Source organism: Spirochaetota bacterium, assembly GCA_030154445.1.
Taxonomy (GTDB): Bacteria; Spirochaetota; Brevinematia; order Brevinematales; family Brevinemataceae; genus Brevinema_A.
In genome coordinates, this window is record JAGUQW010000012.1 from 73,838 (window position 1) to 94,592 (window position 20,755).

The following is a 20,755-nucleotide window of genomic DNA, read 5'->3' on the forward strand; positions in this document are numbered from 1 at the left end:
ATTATAAACCACTTGATAAATCAAAAGATAAATCTAAGTCTTCAGATAAATTTTCATTTAAAATATAAGGATCATTCACATCCACAGAAGTAGATACATCTGTATTCTCTTGTACTTCCATATTTATTGATTCTCCTGTAACAATATATTCATTTTGTTGAGATAATTGAGCTTGCATTAGTGCTATATTTTCAGGATTCCCATAACTTTGAGGCACTGTTCCTGGTAAGAAAAATTCTGTATAACCATCTTTATCAGATGCTGTTGTTAACAATCCTGTAAAAGGAGAAATAAAAGCTGTTCTTAGTAAACCTTTGTTTGTTTTTATAGGTAAATCTCCAAATTTTTCTAAATCTCCAATTTTATTCATATATTGAAACCATGGAGGAGCCGATACAAGAGAGCTAGATCTACCTCGTCCAAGAGATTTTGATGATGAATCTAATCCAACCCAAATAACAGTAGTTATTTTTTCTGTAAATCCTGCAAACCATGCATCAGTCCAGTTAGCGGATGTTCCTGATTTAGCTCCTGTCATAGCATTATATTTATAACTGGCACGATTAGCAGCTCCAGTTCCTGTCCCTCTTCTTACAACATCATTGAGTAAACTCTGCATAATAAGAGCTGTTTCTTTTGAAATAACCTGTTCTTGATCTTTTGCAAGATGTGCAACTTGAAAATCATCTAACAATTTACCGTATCTATCGTATACTTTTAGAATACTAATAGGTTCTACGGCTTTTCCATTATTAATGAATACACTGTAAGCTTGGGCTAATTCAAGAGGACTAATAGTTCCAGTTCCCAAAGCTGTTGCCATTTCATTTGCAACACGTTTTTTTAATTGAGGTGTATTAGGAGTATTGAAAAAAAGACTTAATCGATCTAAAATACGCGCGTATCCGATTTGTTTCAGCATTCGTTCCCAAATTTTTATAGTAACTATGTTAACACTCAGTCGTAATGATTTACGAACTGTCATCGGTCCTAAATATGAACCATTATAATTACGAGGAGTCCATGCACCACCATTTGGTAATTGATAAGAAATAATTTCGTCTACAAAAATTTCAGAAGGAGTAATAATTTTATTATCAAGAGCGATAGCATATAAAATAGCCTTAAAAGTTGATCCCATCTGTCGTTGAGCTTGAGTTGCTCTATTGAATTGATTTGCTACATTAAATTCTTTTCCGCCAATCATAGCCTGTATATAACCATTAGTTGGATTTATAGAAATTAAAGCTCCTTCAATATTATCTGTTTTTCTATTAATAAGTTTATCTACTTGATATAATTTTTCAATTTCTTTATGAGCACTATCTATACCCAAAATAGAAGTTGTAAGTGATAAAAGATCTTGATCTGCGATAATATTTTCTCGCACAATTTTTTTAATACGAGAATCACTAAAAGTAAAACTATCTATACCCAATGTTAATCCTACAAGATCAAGAATATCAACATATCCATTTTGTAGTTTATTAGAATTACGATTGAAATGACTAGAGTAGAGGCTTTGTTCATTTGATAAAGCTAATTCAAGCTCTTCATTAGCAATTTTTTGAAAATCAAGATTTAAGCTTGTATGTATTTCTAATCCACCTGTATAAAGTAGCTCTTCTCCATATTTATTTAAGGCTTGTTGTCTTACATATTCAGAAAAGAAAGGAGCGATATCAATATTTTCACCGCGAATATTTTTTGTTACAGCAATAAAAGTTTCTTCATAATTTTGCCAAAATTCTGAAAAAGTTTGCTGTGCCAATTCTTTGGATATATAACCTTTTTGAGACATGGAATCTAATACTACTTTATGTCTAGCTTGAGCTCTTTTATAATTGATAATAGGAGAATAGCGGGAAGGTGCTTGAGGTAATCCTGCTAAAAAACTAGCTTCTCCAAGTGTCAAATCTTTTGCAGCTTTATGAAAATAAAAATCAGCAGCAGATTGTATTCCATGTTGTCCATGCCCAAAATAAATAAGATTAAAATATAACTCTAAAATTTCTTCTTTAGAATATTTTTTTTCTAATTGAAAAGTATACCACAATTCAATTAATTTGCGTTGAACAGATTTTGCACTATCAGTAAACATTTGTTTTGCTAATTGTTGTGTAATACCTGAACCACCTCTAATACCTCGTCCACGGAGAGGATCTAGAATAACACCCTGTAGCATAGCTAGAAAATTTATACCATTATGGTCATAAAAAGTACTATCTTCTGTTGCTATAATAGCTCTAATAAGATTTTGAGGAAGATCATTAAAAGAGACTAGGTTTCTTTTTTCTTTGTAGAATTCAGCAATCAATCTACCTTTGATATCAAAGACTTTAGACGGAACAGCATAGTGAGCATACTCATCAGATTGTTCGAGATCTGTTAAATCATTAAAAGAAATAAAAAGTTTTGTCAATGCAATACCTGAACCAAGAGCAATAAAACCTAAGATGATAAATAGTTTGATTTGCCAAAATTTTAATGACATATAGACACTCCATGCTATTTCAAGGATAAAGATTTTTTTATATTTTAACATTTATTTTCTAATAAATCAAATATATTGAAAATTAGTTTTTTATTTATATTTGATTTATTAGAAAATACTGTGTATACTCAATGTATATATAATAGGAGTTAATGAAATGAATGTTTTTAATAAAAGTTTACTAATTACTATATTTGTATTTGTAGCTCAAAATTCTTTTACACAAGAGATTGACAAAGCTAAGTCTGGAATACAAAATTATATGGATGCTTGGCTCAACTCTAGTACAGATGAAAACTGGTTAATAGATATAAATGGAGTCAAATTTCCTTCTAAAGGTATAGAAGTTGGTTTCAAAGTATTGGAAGAAAATCTTCAAAAAAGTGATATATCTAATAATGAAAAAAAACAAATAAAAGAAAGATTTATTCAAACATATCTTGATCAAAGTGCTATTTTAGCCTCTTCATACAAAGAATTAATTGAAAGTCCAAGTCTGGATATTTTATTACAAGAATTTTTGAGACAAGCTGCTACTCAATTTTGGTTAGAAAAACAAATGCTAAAAGATCCTGAATCTATAGTTCCTACACAAGAAGAAATCAATCAATATTATTCAGAAAATTCTGATCGATTATTGAGACTTGGATTATCTGCTTCTCAAATAAAATCGTACACAGAGCAAGAATTAAGACAAACAAAACTTCAAAATTGGACCTACAGTCAGTTAGTAAATTTCAAAACGAATAATCCTATAATAATTAATCCTAAAATAAAGAAAAAAATTGGAATCAAATAAAAATTCATACATCACAGAAAAACAGAAAGATATTTATATATCTTTCTGTTTTTTATGATTTGTTAAGGCTTTGTTTGCTACAGAATACGAAAATCCTCTTCGTCCTAAAAAAGCAATGATTTTATGATCCTCAGGCAAAGTTGATCTATATTTTTGTTCTATTAAATTTAAAGCTTCATCTTCTGGAGAATATTCTTCTTGAAGTAAGTATTGTTGCACAGAATCTTGTATGAGTAAAGAATCAAATCCGAGTTTATGTAATTCAAAATTAACTCTAGATAGTCCTAATTTTTTTATTTCAAAAAATTCTCTTACAAAAAATTCAATAAATTTTTCATCATTGATCAATCCCAAATCTTCCAATTCATTTATGATTAGTTTAGTATCTTCAGCCAAAGTATTTAATTTTTGTAGTTTATTGAGAACTTCTTTTCTAGATCGCATTCGATAGTTAATAAAATAAAGCACTTTATTTTTTAATTGATCTATAGTATAAATTTTATCTTTATTGTTATATTTATATTTTTTATAAGCCATTATATATTAAAAGTTATTTTCATTTGTGAGTGGTCTTTCTATTAACATTTTTTTCCAATCATCTAATGATAAATCACTATATAATATAGCATATACAGAGTCAATAATAGGAACTGATATATTATTTTCTTTAGCATATTGATGAATTTGTTTTACTGCTCGAACACCTTCTGGTATTTGGGTCATGGAAGATTCTATTTCATCAACTTTTTTACCTAATACTATTTGTTGTCCCACATAACGATTGCGAGAGTGAGGAGAATAGCAAGTTACTATCAAATCGCCAATTCCTGTTAATCCTGAAAATGTAGCACTTTTTCCACCTATAGCGACTCCAAAGCGAGTCATTTCGGTAATACCTCTAGTGACAAGAGCTGCAAGTGTATTATCTCCTAATTTTGCAGAGACCACAATACCAGCAGCGATGGCAATAATGTTTTTAATGGCAGCTCCTATTTCTACACCTATAGGATCATCATTAGTATAAATTCTTGTCCAAGAGGTTGTAAAACATTGTTGAACAATTTTATTTATATTTTGATCTTTAGAAGAGGCTACAAGACAAGTAAACATTTTTTTACTAGTTTCTTCCGCATGTGATGGTCCACTAAGAGCAACAACCCCTTTTTTATTAGGGATACACTCCTCTATTAAATCAGTCATCATTCGTAAAGGAGATAATTCTAATCCTTTTGTAGCACTGACGATAATTTGTCTATCTGTAGTAAAAAAAGCAAGTTTTTCAAAAATTTCTTTACAAAATTTGCTAGGAATAACCACAACAATAATATCTTTATTTTCTACAGCAGTTTTTAGATCTGTTTCCACAGTAATATTTTCTACAGGAATACCTGGTAAGTACTTAGAATTTTCTTTGTTATTTTTAATATCTTCTAAAGTAGAAGCTGAAACATTCCACAGAGTAACATTATTTTTTTGCGAAAGAACAATTGATAATGCTGTTCCCCAACTGCCAGCACCTAAAACAACAACATTATAAGACATAAGTCCTCCATGATCATAAATTTATATAACTTACATAAATTATTATATAACTATTTTTTATTTTTAGTCAATAGATATTTGTTTATTCTATATTATATGTGTTAAAAGATTGACTTTTTTTATATAAAAATGCTATAATATTTATTAAGATTTATTTTGTTATCATTATAAAAATATAAAAGAGGTGAGTTATGCCATTACCATTAGACGAAATTTTATCTTTATCTGAAAACAAATATGAAGTTACTGTAGCTACTATCAAGTATGCACGAGCTTTATCACAAGAGCATAATGATGCCACTGAGATAACTGTAGCAGGAAATCGTACTGAAAAATTAACTCTTCTTGCAATGAGAGAAGTTTTAAGTGGAAATATAGAATATATTTTTGATGACAAAAAAGGAAAAACCTCTAAAAAGTAGAGGTTTTACTTTTTAATATGATGAAAGTACTTTCTATTATCGGAGCTACTGCTTCTGGAAAATCAGATTTAGCTATGAAAATAGCTGAAAAATTTAATGGTGAAATTGTTTCGTGTGATTCTGTACAAATATATAAATATTTTAATATTGGATCTGCAAAACCATTATCCATTGAATTACAAAAAATTCCTCATCATTTGATAGATGTTTTAGAGCCTACTAGTATTTGTAATGCAGGGTATTGGAGAGATCTAGCTATCCCTATTGTAGAAGATATTATTAGTAGAGGAAAACTACCTATTATTGTTGGTGGGACAGGATTATATTTAAAATCTTTATATGTGGGAATGTTTGAAGGGAATTCTAGAGATCAAGAATATAGAGAATTTCTACAAAACAGAGCTTTGAAAGAGAATGTTTCAATATTGTATCAAGAATTACAGCAAGTGGATCCAGAATATGCTTTAAAAATAGCATCTACTGATCAACTTAGAATTATAAGAGCTTTAGAAGCTATAAAAGTTACACAGATTAAATTCTCTAAATTACACCAACATAATATAAAACCTGCATGGAATTGGGTATTTACTATGCCAAAAATGTCCAGAGAAGATATTTACAAAAGAATAGAAAAAAGAGTTTTTGTAATGTTAGACAATGGTTTAATAGAAGAGGTTAAATATTTGATAGAATGTTTTGGAAATAAAATTCCTGCAATTAATACTATAGGTTACAGAAATGTTATGAAATATCTTGAAGGTTCTACAAATTTAGAAGAAATGAGAAATATATTAATACAAGATACTAGGCATTTTGCAAAAAGACAACAAACCTTATTTCGTTCTTTAATTAAAGATAGTGATATATTAGATCCTGATATATTATTAAGTCAAGGAATATTATAATGTCCAAAAAAACTCAATTTTCGTATAATTCAAAAAAAAAAGAATTAGAAAACATTATAGATAATATAGATTCTTCACAATCTTTTGAAGAAAAAGAAGAGTTATATATCAAAGGAATAGAAATTATTAATGAATTAGAAAAAAGTCTAATAAAACAACAAGATGTTATTTCAACAATTATAAAAGAAAAATAAATAAAGACCTTTTCATATAATATATGAAAAGGTCTTTATTTATTTAAATAATTATGATATAATATATTTTAGGATAATAAATATGACAAAAATCATCTTATTTGAAACAAATATATGGAAACATATAGAACAAGTTTGTTTAAATAAATTCATTCATGAAATTACCTTAGGCGTCTATAATAATATTAATAGAGTCAAAGCACATGGTTATCAAGTAAAAATTATATGTCCTCGCTTTCAAGATGATCTTTATTTTTGTTTACAAGCTCTCTATGAAAAGGATCTTTATCAAGAGCAGATTATTCCAAATAATACAATCATTTGGAATAGTTCTTTTATTTTTGACAAGACATTAATAGAAAATTTAACAGAAGAAACTTTTTTAATGTCAGAAGATGGAACTTGGGTAGCAATTCGCATTAAAAATATTACTACGCATATTCAAGAGTTGTTATATAGTGAAAAATCTCTTAAAAAATACTACAAATCTATACAAGTAAAAACAATTAGTATACGCTCTTACGAAGATCTTGTTGTAAATATACAGCAAGTTATGAAGTTGGATATCGATCTGTACATAAATGATAATCCTGAGTTAGAACAAATTCAAGAAAATGTCTTTATTCATCCTAGTTCTAATATTAGAGTACCAGTTGATTTTGATACAGAGAAAGGGAAAATTGTTATAGGGGCTAATACTAAAGTAACAGCTTTCACCTTAATTGAAGGTCCTGTTTTTATAGGAAAAGAATGTCTTATAACAAAAGCTTTTATAAGACCTAATACTGCTATAGGTGATTATTGTAAAATTGCAGGAGAAGTATCTTTAACAACTGTTTGTCCTTATTCCAATAAGTCTCATGATGGTTGCATAGCGTTAAGCCACATTGGTTCTTGGGTAAATTTAGGTGCGGGGACAGAATGTGCTACATTAAAATATACTTATAGTTTTCTTGATTTTGATGTTGATGGTAGAAAATTTCCAACTAAGATGGTAGGGTGTGGAACCATTTTTGGAGATTGGGTATCTACAGGTGTTGGTACAATATTATCTCCAGCAACAATTATTGGATTAGGTGCAAGTTTAAATAAACCTTATCAACAGTTGCCTAAATTTATCAAAGCTTTTTCATGGAATCAAGAACTTTGGATTAGTGATAAATGGATTGATGTTGCTCAAATAAAAATGAATAGAAAAAATTTAGACTTTTGTACTTATAGAAAAATTTTTTATAATAAATTAATGAAAAAAAATCGTAAAAATATATAAAAATTTTTATTTTATATTTACAAAATAAATGAAATATTGTACAATAAAAAATTATACCAATTTAAGGATATTCAATATGTTAAGAATACTCATTCAAATCAAACAAGGATTTGTTACATATATTTTGTGGCCTATTACGACATGTCTTATATATTGCCCAATTATTATTATTTGTTTACTTCTAAAAGATTATAAAAAGGTTGGATGGGGGATTCATCAGTGGGGAGAAAGTATTTTTAAACTATTAGGTCAATCATATGAAATTGAAGGATTAGAAAATATTGATAAGGACAAAAGATATATTCTTATTAGTAACCATGGGTCTATGTATGATATAGCTTTATGTACCTTATTGTTTAATCAACAGCCTATTTCATGGATTTTAAAAGAATCTTTATTAAAGATTCCTGTTGCTAATGTGATGTTCCTTTTAGGAGTTGGTATTCCTATATCTAGGGCTAATGCTCGGGGTTCTCAAAAAAAAATAATGGATAAGATTAAAATATTAAGAGAAAGTATAAATCCTCATATAATCATGTATCCTGAAGGTACTCGCTCAAAAGATGGTGAAATACATGCTTTTAAAAGAGGTTTTATTCAAGTAATGAAAGAATATCAGATGGATGTATTACCAGTGACATTGAGTGGGGTTTACAACTTTTTTTCTACAAAACAAATACTCACAGATCCCAGTTCTATTCTTAAGGTAACAATACATCCACCACAAAAATATCAAGATCTACATACAATGACTGATAAAGAAATTTTAGAAAAAGTACAAACAATCATAAAAAAGGATTATTACGCATAAAAGGAACTCTTCATGTTATTAAATAATTCCTTAGGACTTTGTCAATTACAACTTAAAAATTTTGAAGGACCATTAGATCTTTTAGATGAATTAATAGGTTCTGCCAAGTTAGATATTACAGAAATCGCATTAGCACAAATAACAGAACAATATTTAATTTATCTAAAAGCGATGAAAGATTTTAATATTGATTTGGCTTCAGAATTTTTTGTAGTAGCAGCAACACTTATCCATAGTAAAACTCGTAGATTACTGCCTAAAGTAATAGATGAAGATGAAGAACTTTTAGATGAACAAGAATTATTAAATCGTTTAAAAGAATATCGTTATTATCGTTTATTAGCTCGAAAAATGGAAGATAGTTTAGATAAAGGTTCTGTTTATTTTACTAGAGGAAGAACATTGTCCTTAACAGGAGTAAGAGAAAAGAAAGAAATAGATGAATTAACAATAGGTGATCTATTTAGAGTTATTATAAGGTATAGAGGTGCTTTTATTAGAAAAGCTATTCCTATTAAAAAACGCTTTGTCTCTGTAGAGCAAAAAGTAGAACGATTGTCTAAATTATTATTAACCCAATCTCAAATGAAATTTAGTGAAATAATGGTTGGTGAAAATCAAAAACCTGATAAAATAGCAACATTTTTGGGACTTGCAGATATGACTTATCATCAAAAAACATATATTGTTCAAAATCATTTGTTTGAAGATTTTCAGATAATTAGAAAAGATTCTCCATAATAGAGGTACGATGAATTCATTATTTATTAACAAAACTTATTCTCGAGAGCAATTAAAAGGTTTATTAGAATCAATATTATTTGTTACAGGAAAACCAATAGAAATAGAAAAAATATGTGCATGGTTAGATTGTTCTAAAGATTCTTTAGATCTTTTAATTATAGAATTAAATAATATGTATTTGGATAAAAACTCTGGATTTACTATTATTTCAGTAGCTAATGGATATCAATTGATGACAAATCCTTTGTATAAAGATGAATTACGAGAAATTTTTGGTTCAAAAGAAGAAAATAAACTTTCTCAGACATCAATGGAGATTTTGGCGATTATTGCCTATAAGCAACCTGTTGCTAAAGAAGATATAGACAAAATTAGAGGTGTTAATAGTTCTAGATCGTTAAATACTTTATTGGGTCATAAGTTAATTGATATTGTAGGAACAGATAGCTTATTGGATAATATTTTATATGGTACTAGTAAAAAATTTTTAGAAATTTTTAGATTAAAAAATTTAAGTGATTTACCATCACCTGAAAGTCTAGAGTTATCAGAATTATCAGATATTATGAATTCTGTTGATAATGAATTTGATGAAAATCCTGAAGAATTATTTGAAGAATAATTTTTATTTTATTTGTATATTATATAAAGAAATAAAATATATATATTTTGTTAAATCGTTCTAATATAAAGAAATAATATATATATAATAATATTTGCATTTTATTCTAAATATTGTTAGGATTAATAATAAAAATATTATAAAAGGGGGGGAGATGGAAAATTTTAGACCTCCTGTAATGGATGAATTTTCAAAGCAACAAATCAAAAAAAAATATATAATTTTTTGTGTTGTTATCTTTAGTATGGTTATATTAATTTTTGGATCTTATTTTAGTTTTAAAAAAATAAAAATTTATTTAAATTATTTATCTGTTGAGAAAAAATATCAATTACTTAGTAATTATTATAAAGCACTTTTAAATAAAGATTCTAATAGAATAGCTCAAATTGCTCCTGAATTTTCTTTAACGAATACATATAATTTTTTAACAGTATCGGGATCTTATTCTTTATATATTTATCCAGGTATTCAAACAAATAAAAATAATTTATTATTTACTCTTATAGATAATAGTGTCAATCCTAGTGTTTCTTATATAAAAGAAGTAACCTATAGAAAAGATACCGATAGTAGAGAAATTATTCAGTCTATAAAAGAAATAGGTATAGGCCATCAAATCAACTAAAATATTATTAATTTTTATTTATTTAAGAGGAGTAAATTACCATGTTTGATACGCAAGATTTATTAAGTCAAATAAACATTTATAATAAATATTCACGTTATATTGAATCAGAAAATAGAAGAGAAACATGGTATGAAATTTGTGATAGAGTTATGACTATGCATATAGAAAAATACCCACAAATGACAGATGATATTGTTAAAGCATTTTCTTTTGTATTGGATAAAAAAGTATTACCATCTATGCGTAGTTTACAATTTGCTGGTAGACCAATTGATTTAAATCCTGCTCGATTATATAATTGTTCTTATGTGGCTGTTACATCACATAAAGTATTTTCTGAAATTATGTTTTTATTACTTTCTGGAACTGGTGTTGGATTTTCTGTTCAACGACAGCATGTATCTCAATTACCTACTATTAAAAAAGCTTCTCGAAATATTCGTTATATGATTGGAGATAGTATAGAAGGTTGGGCAGAAGCAATTAATAAATTAGTTAAATCTTATTTAGGTTTATCAGAGACATATCCTCATTTTGATTATAGGGATATTAGACAAAAAGGTAGTATTCTTAAAACAAGTGGTGGTAAAGCACCTGGTGCAGAACCATTAAAAGTTTGTTTAGAAAATATAGATAAAGTTTTTGCTACCAAAAAACAAGGTTCAAAACTAACTCCATTGGAAGTTCATGATATCATTTGTTTTCTTGCAGATGCAGTTTTAGCTGGTGGTATAAGAAGATCGGCAACAATTTCTTTATTCTCAAAAGATGATATAGAAATGCTTGAATGTAAAACAGGAAATTGGTGGGAAAAAAATATCCAACGAGCAAGGGCTAATAATTCTGTAATTTTAGATCGTAAAACAACATCTAAAGAAGAATTTATGGATTTATGGACAATTGTTCAAAATAGTGGTAGTGGTGAACCTGGAATATTTTTTACTGATGATTTAGAAATGGGTACAAATCCATGTGCAGAAATATCTTTATCAAATTTTGGTTTTTGTAATTTAATTGAAGTTAATGCAGGAAGTGTCACTTCTCAATTTGATCTTAATGAAAGAGTTAAAGCAGGATCTCTTATTGGTACTTTACAAGCGGGTTATACAGATTTTCATTATTTAAGAGACGATTGGAAGCGTCAAGCTGAAAAAGATGCTCAAATCGGGGTATCGTTAACAGGTATTGCTGATGGCTCTGTTTTAAATTATAATTTACAAGATGCTGCGAATACTGTATTACAAGAAAATACTCGTGTGGCAGATATTCTTAATATTAATCATTCTGTTCGATCAACTACAGTAAAACCAAGTGGTAATTCATCTGTTGTACTGAAGACAAGTTCGGGTGTTCATGCTAGACATGCTCCTTACTATTGGAGAAGAATGAGAATAGGGAAATTTGAAACTATTTATGATTACCTTTCTATCAGAGCTCCATATTTATTAGAAGATGATGTAATGAATCCATCTGAAGCTATTATTAAAGTAGCTATTAATTCACCATCTAATGCTATTTTTAGAGATGAAAGTTCCTTAGATTTTTTAGAGCGTGTAAAATACTTACATAACTCTTGGATCAAACCTGGTCATAGAGAAGGTACAAATACTAATAATGTATCTGCAACTTGTTCTATTAATGATGAGGATTGGGGAATAGTTGGAGAATGGATGTGGAATAATCGTAACAGTTATAATGGTATTTCTATGCTTCCTTATAATGGAGGATCTTATCCTCAACTACCATTTGAAAATTGTACAGAAAAAGATTATAATGAATTTGTAGAACAAGTAAAAATTGCTTATTCTCAAGGTAGTATAATAAATCTAGATGAAATACAAGAATTTCAAGACAACACAGATCTAAAAGGTGAAGTAGCTTGTGCTGGTGGAGCTTGTGAATTATTTTAATAAAAATTATCCTTTCTATTAAAAATGTTTCTATTTATAATAGAAACATTTTTTTATTCAATTTTGTGCTTCAAAAAATTTAGTTTCTATTGTATTAACCGATAATTTAATATAATAAAGATATAATAATATTAATGGAGATATAATAAATGATTAAAAATAAATTATTAATTTTATTGGTAATATTTATAGCAACTGTAATTCCAACACATTCTGTTATACTTAAACTAACACCTTTTAGATTAAATCAGTATGTATATTATGAAATCTTATATAAAATAAGAGGTATTGCAACTACAGAATTTAAAAATATTAAAATAATTGAAGAAAATTCTAGTAAACTTGTATTTGAATTTAATGATCAAAGATATACTGCAAATAATCTTGTTCAAGGTTCTATCTATGTTGAAATGCCAGAAGGATTTAAGGATAGATATTTAATACGATCTTCTGTTCCTTCAATTATATTATCACAATACGATCATAATAATTAAAATAGATATAAAAAAAAGAGGTCTTAGACCTCTTTTTTTTATATCTATTTTAATGTCTCTATTTTTACTAATTCTTGGGATAATACAACTTTATCAGTAATAGTTATTTTAGCAGGAGCAATAGAAGGTGCATCAAACATAATATCAAGCATTAATTCTTCTAATATTGCTCTCAAACCTCTAGCACCACTTTCTCTTTTTTTTGCTTTTTTTACTATTTCTTTTAATGCACTATTTGTAAATACTAATTCAATGTTATCGTAAGATAATAATTTAGTATATTGTTTAATAATAGAATTTTTTGGTTCTACTAATATTTTTAATAAGGCTTCTTCATCTAATTCTTTTAGTATAGTGATTACAGGGACACGGCCTATGAATTCAGGAATAAGTCCAAATTTGATGATATCATGAGGTTCTAATAAAGATAATAATTGATCATTATCTTTATTAGAATTTTCAATATTTTTAAAACCTATAGAATTTTTACCTGTGCGTTGTTTGATGATATCTTCAATACCAACAAATGCTCCACCTAAAATAAAAAGAATATTTGTTGTATCTATCATGATTTTTGATTGATTGGGGTGTTTTCTTCCACCTTGTGGAGGTACTCCAACAACTGTACCTTCAATCATTTTTAAAAGTGCTTGTTGTACACCCTCTCCAGAAACATCTCTAGTGATAGAAATATTTTCACCTTTTCGAGCAATTTTATCAATTTCATCAATATATATAATTCCATACTGAGCTTTTTCAACAATAGGATCCCAATTATGGATATCATCTATATTATGACCTGCTGTATTTTGTAAAAGACGCAATAATACATTTTCTACATCATCACCAACATATCCAGCCTCTGTTAAGGTTGTTGCATCAGCTATTGCAAAAGGTACATCTAATAATTTTGCAATAGTTTTTGCAAATAATGTTTTACCAGATCCAGTAGGACCAATAAGAAGAACATTGCTTTTATCAATTTCTATATTATCTTGTGAAAGATCTAAACTAAATATTCTTTTATAATGATTATATACAGAAACAGATAGAACTTTTTTAGTATGATCTTGCCCAATGATATATTGATCTAAAAGATGTTTAATTTGATTTGGTTTAGGTAAAGATTCAAATTGTTCTTTAATATTAAAAGTTTTATCTTGTGCAAATTCATTAGCACGAGATAAACAGTTTTGACAGATGTAAGTATTTGTAGTAGAATCTTTATATAGTAATGTTTCATCACTATGTAATCCGCACACATTACAAGAAATATTAATATCGTTTGTTTTTTTAGCCATAATTTTCTCTTTATTTTGATGTTGATTCAATAATAGTATCGATTAATCCATATTGACACGCCTCATGAGCGGACATAAAATTATCTCTATCCATATCTTTTTCTAATGTTTTAATTGATTTTCCAGTATTTTTAGCCATAATAATATTTAACATTGAACGCATACGTAATATTTCTTGAGCTTGTATCTCGATATCAGAAGCCATTCCTTGAGCTCCACCGCTAGGTTGATGAATCATAATACGAGAATTTGGTAAAGATTTTCTTTTTCCAGGTGCTCCAGAAGATAGAATAAATGCTCCCATAGATGCAGCTTGTCCTATACAAATTGTAACAACATCGGGTTTAATAAATTGCATAGTATCATAAATAGCCATTCCAGAAGTAATAACGCCACCAGGTGAATTAATATATAATTCAATATCTTTTTCAGGATCTTCTGCAGCTAAAAATAAGAGTTGAGATACAATTAAATTTGACATTTGATCTTCGAAAGCTCCATTCAGCATAATAATACGCTCTTTAAGTAATCTAGAATATATATCATAAGAGCGTTCACCCCTGCCTGTTTGTTCAATAACCATAGGTACTAGCATATTTTTGGATTCTAAAAATTGAGACATATTTCCTCCATTATATTGTATATGTAATCTTTTAATTCTTGATATTTTATATGATTCATGATAAAATTATATAGTAATTGTTATTTACTAGGAGTTATAATATGAAAACAGCATTTATTATAATGTTTATATTCTTAGGACAAGCATATAATATTGAATTGGCTATTACTCCTATAGAACAAGCTACGGGATTAATGTATAGAAAAGAATGGACTGAAAAATCTCAAGGAATGCTATTTATTAATAAAACTCCAAGACAAGTTTCTTTTTGGATGAAAAATACTTATTTACCATTAACAATGTATTATTTAGATAAAAATTTTAATATTTTAGAAATTAATCACCCTATACCTTTAGATGAAAATGGAATTATATCAAAATCTGATCAAGTACAATATATTTTTGAGTTAAATCCAAAATTAGAAATTCAAGTGACAAAAAATTGGAAAGAATTTTCTAAATTGTTAAAACAGCAATTAAAAGAAAAAGAAATTTCTAAAATTAAAAATTAATTAGAAAGTAATCTCTCACAAGTTTCTTTTTTCCTTTTAAGTTCAGGTAAGAGTTCAGTATTATTAATAATCCTATAAATATTTTCTAGAAAAGATATTGTTTGCATACTTTTTTTTAATATATCTTTATCATTAGAAATAGCATAAGCGTCCATATAAACTGTACTAGCTTTAGTTACCATTTGTAAAACACAATCAAAAAGATCTTTGGTTATTCTGTAATTTGGATTTTTTAAATCTTTTAATACAATTAAAACTTTTTGAAAGTCTATATTATTAATAGAAAATCCACAAATATCTCCATAAATAATAGATATTGTAGCTATATATTTAGATGTTGAACCATATAAATTTTTTAGATTATAGCAAGATTTTTCAAGAGCTGAAATTAAATTAAAAATACGATAATTTGTTAATTCTTGTAAGTCTTTTAAATAAGATGCGGGTTTAGACAATTCTGGTGCAAGATTAACAATAAAATGTTCTTTTAATAAAAAAGTAATTTCATTAAATAATCTACGAATTTTATCAAGGATAATTTCATTATTTTTTTTAAAAAGAGATTCATAATAAGTATTATTTTGATATAATTTATCTATAATTTTTATTTTATAAGTAATTATTACAATAGTAATATAACGATTAGTATTTGCATCTTGTAATAATTGTTGAGTAAAATTTATAATATCTATTTCAATATTTTTAAGTTCATGTTGTTGATTGAGTGAAAATTGTTCATATTCAAGCTTTTTATTATTTAACATGATCACCTTCTTAGGTATAAGAATATACATTTATTTATCGGAATAATAATTAAAAAATGAATTTATTATAAGTAATTATAGAGGAAATAATGTTAAACAGAAATGAACGATTTCTTAAAAAAGCAATAAAGACACTTCCAAAATTACAAAAAGATGCTTTAATTGGATTGAGTAAAGAGTTAATACATGAAAAATATTCATTACTTAATATTATTGAATTAAATCCAACAGCAATTTGTTTATACCTAGATAAACAAATTGTTTTTAAAAGTTATTTGTTTAATGAATTGACATCTGAAATTCCAAATCTAATTTTTTTATTAGATAAGATAGGGGTTCAATATATTCAAGATTGTTATAAAAAAGATAGGATTTTTAATATTGTAAAAAAAGAAATAGATCATTCAACTATTATTTATATTACTGAATTAACTACATTTTTTACTGAAAATATGACAACAAAAACAAAAGATAGTTTATTAGCATTAGAAAATTTAGCTGCTGGTATTTCTCATGAAATTAAAAATCCTCTTTCAGCTATTGATCTTCATACGCAGCTATTAAATTATAAAATTGATAATAATAAACTTACAGTTCCTCTTGAAATTATAACATATTTAAATATTGTAAAAAAAGAGTCTGATAGATTGTTAAAAGTATTAGATAATTTTTTGAATATAACAAGAAAATCTCAACCGATATTAGAATTCACAGAAGTATCTCATGTAATCGATACAATTGCTAATTTATTAGAACCTGAACTTTCTTTACATAATATTATATTATCTTTTCAAATAGATACAATTCCTAAAATTTTTACTTCACCATATATATTACAACAAGTTATTTTAGATTTAATAAGAAATTCTATAGAATCATTAGAAAATATAAAATATAAACAAATAGAAATATCTATAAAAGAATCTAATACAAAAACTCATATTATCATTTCTATAGATGATTCTGGTATAGGATTATCTATAGAATTAAAATATAAAATTTTTGATCCATATTTTACAACTAAAAAAAATGGAACAGGATTAGGTTTAACTTTAGTAAAAAAAATGTTAGAAGAATTGAATGGAGAAATTTATATAGGGCAGAGTTCGTTAGGTGGTGCTAAGTTTGATTTATATCTTCCAATATCAAAAGAATTTAAAAAATTATTATCATAAATAAAAAAGCATTTATATATTATAAATGCTTTTTTATTTCTATATAAATATTTTTTTTAAATTCTTGTAAAGAATATTTTGATGATCTACAGCCTGCAGCTCTAATATGACCACCACCATCAAAAACTTGAGCAATTTCAGCGACATTAATTTGATCTTTACTTCTTAATGATACAGAAATTATATTATCTTCTTTTTCTTTAAGAATAGCACATACTCTGATAGATTTTGTAGAAAGCATAATAGGAAAAAGAATATGAGTATCATCAAAACCATCTTTAGCCATTGAAATATCATGATAAGAAAAAGACATAATAGCTATAGTATTATTATCAAACAATTCTAAATTTTCAATTCCTTTTTTTAATAATGGAATCCAAGAAATAGGATGAGTTTGATAAATATTTTGATATATTTTAAAATGATCAATATCAAACTCCATTAAATGTGCTAATACTTGATGTGTTTGTGCTGTAACTTTATTATATTGAAACAATCCTGTATCTGTTAAAATACCAACATAGATAGCAGTAGCAATTTTTTGAGTTAGAGGAATATTTAATTTTTTTATAATATTATATAATAATTCACAAGTACTACTAATATCTAATACACAATTAAAATCACCAAATAAAGGATTTGACATGTGATGATCAATATTAATAATTTTTTGATGAGGTAAAATATAATCACAAAGTGATCCAGCTCTATCACTTTGTCCACAATCTAAAAAAGCTATAATATCTGTTTGTTCATTTTGAATTTCATCAATTTGAGTTGAATTTAGATAATTTATATTAATATTTTCAACTATAAATAATAAATTTTTAGGAACAGGATCAATAAGTATTATATCATAATTTAGTTTATAATGTTCACAGATATGAGCAAATGCTAACATACTACCTATAGCATCACCATCGGGATTTCTATGTGAAATAATACGTATATGATGTCCATTTTGTAGTATTTGTAAAAAAGTATTCAATTGATTTATAGAACTCATATACAATTCCTTAGAATTAATTATTATCTATAGGTTTTTCTAACCATACAGTAAAATATTCTTCATCTTTTACTGGTTCGAATCTTATTTCAGGACAACGGCGTAGTCCTAAATTAGAACCAGCAATAGATGAAATATAACCAGCAGATCGTCGAAGTGCATCTAATGTTTTCACAATATCTTTTTTATCAGATCCAAAAATACGTATTTTAACATATGCTATTTCATAATCTTTAGACATTTTAACACTTAAAACACTCGTGAGTGCATTTATACCAGGATCTTTAATATTTTTCATGATAATATCGCCAATTTCACGTTGCATATTTTTTTCATAACGTATAATACGGCGATTTGAATTATCAGTATGGAAGGTCTTTTTTATCATTTACAAACCTTATTTAATATCATTTTTAATATCTTTTACTTCTTCTTCTATTAATTCTAATTTACGATTAGATGTTTCTACATTATAAGTTTCAATAATATCACCAACTTTGAAATCATCATAATTAATAAAAGTAATACCACATTCAAATCCTGTTTGAACTTCATTCACTTCATCTTTAAAACGACGTAAGCTTTTAAAAGATCCTGACCAAATTTGTGCACCTTCTCTGAATATTCTAACAACATTACCTTTACGTAAGAAACCTTCTGTAATCATAGATCCAGCTACTTTACCAACATTAGTAATTTTAATAATTTCTTTAATTTCAGCTTCACCAATTTTAGTTTCAGATACAGCTGGATCTAACATTCCTTCAATAACACTATGTACATGTTCTACAAGATCATAAATTACATTATAACGACGAATAGGAATTTCAGCATTATCGGCTCTGGTTTTAGCAATAGAGTCTACGCGAACACGAAATGCTAAAATAGCAGCTGCATTAGCAGCAGAGTCAGCTAGAGTTTGTGCTAACATAATATCATTTTCACTAACTGTTCCTATACCAGAATGAACAACATTTACTTTAACTTCTGTATTTTTAAGTTTAGAAAGAGTGTACAAAATAGCTTCTAAAGAACCATTTACATCAGCTTTAACAATAACTTTGTATTCTTTAAGATTAGGATTTTGAAGTCTTTCCATAGCATTTGACATAGAATACTTCTTTTGACGGATAATATCTTCATTTCTTTTTAAGATAGCTCTTTTATTTGCTAATGTTCGAGCCTCATCTTCAGATAACATAATATGAAAATCATCTCCTGCTTCTGGAAGACTATCAAATCCCATAATTTCAATAGGCATAGATGGACCTGCAGAAATTTCTTTTCCACCTTTATCATTAAATAATGCTCTGATTTTGCCAAAAGTTGTTCCAGATACATAGGAATCACCAACTTTAGCAATACCATTTTTAATGATAACAGTAGCAATTGCACCACGCCCAACATCCATTTTAGATTCAATAACAAAACCTGTACCAGTTCTATTTGGATTAGCGGTCAATTCCATAACTTCAGCTTGTAATAATACAGCATCTAATAATTCTGGAATACCTTGTCCTGTCATAGCTGATACTGGCATATACATAGTATCTCCACCCCAAGCTTCTGATAATAATCCATATTCAGATAACATTTGTTGAATTTTTTCAGGATTTGCATTTGGTAAATCAATTTTATTTACAGCTACAATTATAGGAACTTTTGCTATTCTAGCATGACTTAAAGCTTCTAATGTTTGAGGTTTTGGACCTTCTTCTGCAGAAACAACAAGAATGACAATATCTGTAATTAATGCACCTCTAGCTCTCATAGCTGTAAAAGCAGCATGTCCCGGTGTATCAAGAAAAGTAATAGTATTTCCTTGTGGTACTTTGACAGAATAAGCTCCAATATGCTGAGTAATTCCACCAGATTCATGTGCAATAACATTAGTTTTTCTAATAGTATCAAGAAGCCTTGTTTTACCATGATCAACATGTCCCATAATAGTAACAATAGGAGGTCTAGGAGATAAATCTTCAATTTTATCTTCTTCAATTTTAATTTGAACTTCTTCATGTTCATCTTTAATTACTACACGACAATTAAATTCATCAGCGAGTAGAGTAGCTGTATCAGCATCTAAATCTTCATTAATTGTAGCTTGTTGTCCTAGTTTAAATAGTGTTGAGATAAGTTCAGCTGCCTTAAGATTCATTTTATGTGCTAAATCAGAAAGTTTAATAATTGGCCCAATTTCTATTTCTTCAGGAATTACAGCTTCACCTCTTTTCTTTTTACCAGCGATTTGAAGTTTATTTAGTGCAATTTCTTCTTGATGACGTCTGTTGTTTTTTTGAAAAACTTTTTTATCTTTATGAATAGCCTCACGACGATGACTTGTAGTTTTACCATTACCTTGTTGAGATGTTGATGAAGTTGTTGTTACGCCACCTTGTCCACCAGAATTAGGTCTATTGTAGCCACCCTGTCCACCAGAATTAGGTCTATTGTAGCCACCCTGTCCACCAGAATTAGGTCTATTGTAGCCACCCTGTCCACCAGAATTAGGTCTATTGTAGCCACCCTGTCCACCA

At 27.4% G+C, this 20,755-nt stretch carries 22 protein-coding genes; 13 read left to right on the forward strand and 9 right to left on the reverse strand.

Annotated features, from left to right (window positions below; genetic code table 11):
• Nucleotide 1: 1 nt before the first annotated feature.
• The gene (locus KFW21_06170) at nt 2-2,494 is read right to left on the reverse strand and encodes a PBP1A family penicillin-binding protein (GenBank protein ID MDK2819014.1); all 2,493 of its coding nucleotides are present in this window, start codon (nt 2,492-2,494) and stop codon (nt 2-4) included.
• A 157-nt stretch (nt 2,495-2,651) separates the two neighbouring features.
• Here KFW21_06170 and KFW21_06175 point away from each other — a divergent pair, with 157 nt between their 5' ends.
• Entirely contained in the window at nt 2,652-3,293 is a 642-nt protein-coding gene (locus KFW21_06175) for a hypothetical protein (GenBank protein MDK2819015.1), read from the forward strand.
• A gap of 33 nt (nt 3,294-3,326) precedes the next feature.
• Here KFW21_06175 and KFW21_06180 read toward each other — a convergent pair whose 3' ends face one another.
• Both KFW21_06180 and KFW21_06185 read right to left on the reverse strand, forming a co-directional pair.
• Nucleotides 3,327-3,737, reverse strand: coding sequence for a RecX family transcriptional regulator (locus KFW21_06180; GenBank protein ID MDK2819016.1), 411 nt, complete (start codon nt 3,735-3,737; stop codon nt 3,327-3,329).
• Between the two features lie 99 nt (nt 3,738-3,836).
• The gene (locus KFW21_06185) at nt 3,837-4,835 is read right to left on the reverse strand and encodes an NAD(P)-dependent glycerol-3-phosphate dehydrogenase (GenBank protein ID MDK2819017.1); all 999 of its coding nucleotides are present in this window, start codon (nt 4,833-4,835) and stop codon (nt 3,837-3,839) included.
• A 191-nt stretch (nt 4,836-5,026) separates the two neighbouring features.
• On the opposite strand from KFW21_06185, the gene KFW21_06190 reads away from it, so the two are divergent.
• From KFW21_06190 to KFW21_06235, 10 genes are all read left to right on the forward strand, one after another.
• A complete protein-coding gene (locus KFW21_06190; protein MDK2819018.1) occupies nt 5,027-5,257 on the forward strand; it encodes a DNA-directed RNA polymerase subunit omega in 231 nt (76 codons plus the stop codon).
• 17 nt (nt 5,258-5,274) lie between these two features.
• Nucleotides 5,275-6,162 (forward strand): tRNA (adenosine(37)-N6)-dimethylallyltransferase MiaA, encoded by an 888-nt coding sequence (miaA, locus tag KFW21_06195; protein ID MDK2819019.1) that lies wholly within the window; start codon nt 5,275-5,277, stop codon nt 6,160-6,162.
• Nucleotides 6,162-6,356, forward strand: coding sequence for a hypothetical protein (locus KFW21_06200; GenBank protein MDK2819020.1), 195 nt, complete (start codon nt 6,162-6,164; stop codon nt 6,354-6,356). Before miaA ends, KFW21_06200 begins: the two co-directional genes overlap by 1 nt.
• An 82-nt stretch (nt 6,357-6,438) precedes the next feature.
• Complete coding sequence (locus KFW21_06205; GenBank protein ID MDK2819021.1) at nt 6,439-7,626, forward strand: hypothetical protein; 1,188 nt, start codon at nt 6,439-6,441, stop codon at nt 7,624-7,626.
• Between the two features lie 76 nt (nt 7,627-7,702).
• Nucleotides 7,703-8,437 (forward strand): 1-acyl-sn-glycerol-3-phosphate acyltransferase, encoded by a 735-nt coding sequence (locus KFW21_06210; GenBank protein MDK2819022.1) that lies wholly within the window; start codon nt 7,703-7,705, stop codon nt 8,435-8,437.
• A gap of 12 nt (nt 8,438-8,449) precedes the next feature.
• The gene (locus KFW21_06215; GenBank protein MDK2819023.1) at nt 8,450-9,178 is read left to right on the forward strand and encodes a segregation/condensation protein A; all 729 of its coding nucleotides are present in this window, start codon (nt 8,450-8,452) and stop codon (nt 9,176-9,178) included.
• 10 nt (nt 9,179-9,188) lie between these two features.
• The gene (gene scpB / locus KFW21_06220) at nt 9,189-9,803 is read left to right on the forward strand and encodes an SMC-Scp complex subunit ScpB (GenBank protein ID MDK2819024.1); all 615 of its coding nucleotides are present in this window, start codon (nt 9,189-9,191) and stop codon (nt 9,801-9,803) included.
• Between the two features lie 154 nt (nt 9,804-9,957).
• A complete protein-coding gene (locus KFW21_06225) occupies nt 9,958-10,431 on the forward strand; it encodes a hypothetical protein (GenBank protein MDK2819025.1) in 474 nt (157 codons plus the stop codon).
• Nucleotides 10,432-10,472: 41 nt separating this feature from the next.
• Nucleotides 10,473-12,344, forward strand: a complete 1,872-nt coding sequence (locus tag KFW21_06230) for a hypothetical protein (GenBank protein ID MDK2819026.1) — start codon at nt 10,473-10,475, stop codon at nt 12,342-12,344.
• A 149-nt stretch (nt 12,345-12,493) separates the two neighbouring features.
• Nucleotides 12,494-12,838, forward strand: a complete 345-nt coding sequence (locus KFW21_06235; protein ID MDK2819027.1) for a hypothetical protein — start codon at nt 12,494-12,496, stop codon at nt 12,836-12,838.
• 44 nt (nt 12,839-12,882) lie between these two features.
• Here KFW21_06235 and clpX read toward each other — a convergent pair whose 3' ends face one another.
• Both clpX and clpP read right to left on the reverse strand, forming a co-directional pair.
• A complete protein-coding gene (gene clpX, locus KFW21_06240; protein ID MDK2819028.1) occupies nt 12,883-14,139 on the reverse strand; it encodes an ATP-dependent Clp protease ATP-binding subunit ClpX in 1,257 nt (418 codons plus the stop codon).
• Between the two features lie 10 nt (nt 14,140-14,149).
• A complete protein-coding gene (gene clpP / locus KFW21_06245; GenBank protein MDK2819029.1) occupies nt 14,150-14,734 on the reverse strand; it encodes an ATP-dependent Clp endopeptidase proteolytic subunit ClpP in 585 nt (194 codons plus the stop codon).
• A 128-nt stretch (nt 14,735-14,862) separates the two neighbouring features.
• Here clpP and KFW21_06250 point away from each other — a divergent pair, with 128 nt between their 5' ends.
• Entirely contained in the window at nt 14,863-15,273 is a 411-nt protein-coding gene (locus KFW21_06250; GenBank protein MDK2819030.1) for a DUF192 domain-containing protein, read from the forward strand.
• Here KFW21_06250 and KFW21_06255 read toward each other — a convergent pair.
• Nucleotides 15,270-16,037, reverse strand: a complete 768-nt coding sequence (locus KFW21_06255; GenBank protein MDK2819031.1) for a hypothetical protein — start codon at nt 16,035-16,037, stop codon at nt 15,270-15,272. The two genes, KFW21_06250 and KFW21_06255, sit on opposite strands and share 4 nt — an antisense overlap.
• A gap of 89 nt (nt 16,038-16,126) precedes the next feature.
• On the opposite strand from KFW21_06255, the gene KFW21_06260 reads away from it, so the two are divergent.
• On the forward strand, nt 16,127-17,212 hold the full coding sequence (locus tag KFW21_06260; GenBank protein MDK2819032.1) for a GHKL domain-containing protein: 1,086 nt from the start codon (nt 16,127-16,129) through the stop codon (nt 17,210-17,212).
• A gap of 19 nt (nt 17,213-17,231) precedes the next feature.
• On the opposite strand, the gene KFW21_06265 is transcribed toward KFW21_06260, so the two are convergent.
• The 3 genes from KFW21_06265 to infB all read right to left on the reverse strand — a co-directional run.
• A complete protein-coding gene (locus KFW21_06265) occupies nt 17,232-18,218 on the reverse strand; it encodes a bifunctional oligoribonuclease/PAP phosphatase NrnA (protein ID MDK2819033.1) in 987 nt (328 codons plus the stop codon).
• A 16-nt stretch (nt 18,219-18,234) separates the two neighbouring features.
• Nucleotides 18,235-18,606: a 30S ribosome-binding factor RbfA gene (rbfA, locus tag KFW21_06270; protein MDK2819034.1), complete on the reverse strand. Its 372-nt coding sequence runs from the start codon at nt 18,604-18,606 to the stop codon at nt 18,235-18,237.
• A gap of 9 nt (nt 18,607-18,615) precedes the next feature.
• A partial coding sequence (infB, locus tag KFW21_06275) for a translation initiation factor IF-2 (protein ID MDK2819035.1) occupies nt 18,616-20,755 on the reverse strand: 2,140 nt, incomplete at its 5' end.